Annotated in this window: 3 protein-coding genes; all 3 read left to right on the forward strand. The window is 61.7% G+C overall.

Features of this window, described 5'->3' with window-relative positions:
- A partial coding sequence (locus tag ACZY0B_RS27280) for a metal-sensitive transcriptional regulator (RefSeq protein ID WP_463767342.1) occupies positions 1 to 228 on the forward strand: 228 nt, incomplete at its 5' end.
- Between the two features lie 386 nt (positions 229 to 614).
- The gene (locus ACZY0B_RS27285; protein WP_463767343.1) at positions 615 to 1,046 is read left to right on the forward strand and encodes an MmpS family transport accessory protein; all 432 of its coding nucleotides are present in this window, start codon (positions 615 to 617) and stop codon (positions 1,044 to 1,046) included.
- Positions 1,043 to 2,037 (forward strand): MMPL family transporter (locus ACZY0B_RS27290; RefSeq protein ID WP_463767344.1); only part of this gene is annotated, 995 nt, incomplete at its 3' end. The genes ACZY0B_RS27285 and ACZY0B_RS27290, both read left to right, overlap by 4 nt.

Consider the following 2,037-nt stretch of genomic DNA (forward strand, 5'->3'; position numbering starts at 1 on the left):
TTGCGCCGTGCGCAAGGCCAGCTGGCCGGCGTGATCTCGATGATCGAGCAGGGCCGCGACTGCAAGGACGTGGTCACGCAGCTCGCCGCCGTTTCACGTGCACTCGATCGTGCCGGATTCAAGATCGTCGCCACCGGTATGCGCGAATGCACAACCGGAAAAGCGGCGAAGGGCAAGAAGCCACTCACCGAAGACGAGCTGGAGAAGCTCTTCCTCGCGCTGGCCTGACAGAAGAATCGATTCTTCCTAGTGCGGCCGTGTGACGTCAACACGTCACACGGTCACCTCTAGCGCGCCATCCTGCGCAAAGTCCTTCCATTGATGCGTTGACGGGTCTCGTTCGCTCTGTCGTATACTATACCCGGTAGGGTATATAGAGGCGGCGCTGATCTGCGCCCAGAGGCAAGCAAGGAGGTTGACGTGCAACCGGCCGGGAGTCTCCGTTTCCCCCTTGCTGCGCGCGTGCGCGGCGATGTCGCCTCGCTGTCACGGCAAATGCCCAGGCAGTCGCGGTCGCGTGGCCCGAAAGGCCGTCCAAATCGGGGTCGAACGACCCTGTTTGGTCCGTTAGCCCGGCGCGAAACTGACAACACGAGGCGAAAGGGAAAACACCGATGTTGACCTTTCTCAAACGAGCCTGGGTGCCGATCGTGGTCGTGGTGGCAGTTGCCCTCGGCGGTGTCGCCGTCACCCGACTGCGCGGCGTTTTTGGCTCCGATTCGATCTTCACGGCAACCGGCAGCAGCGCCGAACCGCTCGAGCCGTCGCATGTCAAGCGGGTGACGTACGAGGTTTACGGGCCCGGCGACACGGCGGGAAGCGTGAGCTACTTGGACACCAAAGCTCAGCCTGAACACGTGAACTTCACCAGTTTGCCCTGGACCTTCACGATAACGACGACGGTGCCGGCCGTGCTCGCCAGCGTGGTGGCACAGGGCAATAGCGACAACATCGGGTGCCGCATCACTGTCAACGGGGAGGTCAAGGACGAAAGATCCACGGCCGGACGCCACGCGCAAACTTCCTGTCTGGTGAAGGCCGCATGAACACCGAAAACGACGCCCGGGCGAGATTCATGCGGTTCGTCCGCAGGTTCGCGTGGCCCATCATCATCGGATGGCTACTATTGACCGTCGCCCTGAATGTGCTTGTGCCGCCGATCGAGTCAGTCGCACGCAACCACGCGGTCACCATGTCTCCTCAGGACGCTCCCGCGATGATCGCGGCCAAGCGCATTGGCGCAACATTCCACGAGTCGGATTCCGACAGCATCGCGATGATCGTGCTGGAGAGCGAAAAGCAACTCGGCGACGAGGCGCACCGCTATTACGACGGCTTGGTGAAAAAACTGCAGGCAGACCCCAAGCACGTGCAACATGTCCAGAACGTCTGGGGAGACCCGCTCACCGCCGCTGGCGTCCAGAGCCGCGACGGCAAAGCCGCCTACGTCCAACTCAACCTGGCCGGCAACCAGGGCAGCACCCTGGGCAATGAATCCGTCGACGCGGTACGGAAGATCGTCGACAAATCAGCGCCGCCCCAAGGGCTCAAGGTCTACACAACCGGCCCGGCACCGTTGACGACGGACATGAATGAGGCTGCCGACAAGAGCATGTTCAAGATGATGGGCGTGACGGGTGTGGTCATCATGATCATGCTCTTTATCGCCTATCGTTCCATCAGCACGGTGCTTCTCGTGCTCGTCATGGTCGGTTTCGAGATGGGCACGGCCCGAGGGCTTGTCGCGCTTCTCGGGAACAGCGAGCTGTTGGGATTTTCGACGTTCGTCGTCGCCATGCTGTCGTCTTTGGCCATTGCGGCGGGAACTGATTACGCGATCTTCCTCATCGGTCGCTACCAGGAGGCGCGCCAGGCCGGTCAGGATCGAGAAACGGCCTGGTACACGATGTTCCGCGGAACCTCGCACATCATCCTGGGCTCGGGGTTGACCATCGCCGGAGCCACCTTCTGCCTCCACTTGGCGCGGCTGTCGTATTTCAAGGCGCTGGGCATCCCGTCCGCTCTGGGATTGCTCGT

This window comes from Mycobacterium sp. IDUB_19 (assembly GCF_055419445.1).

Coding starts and splice junctions, on each gene's coding strand:
- ACZY0B_RS27285 (WP_463767343.1), top strand. CDS start 615: ATGTTGACCTTTCTCAAACGAGCCTGGGTGCCGATCGTGGTCGTGGTG.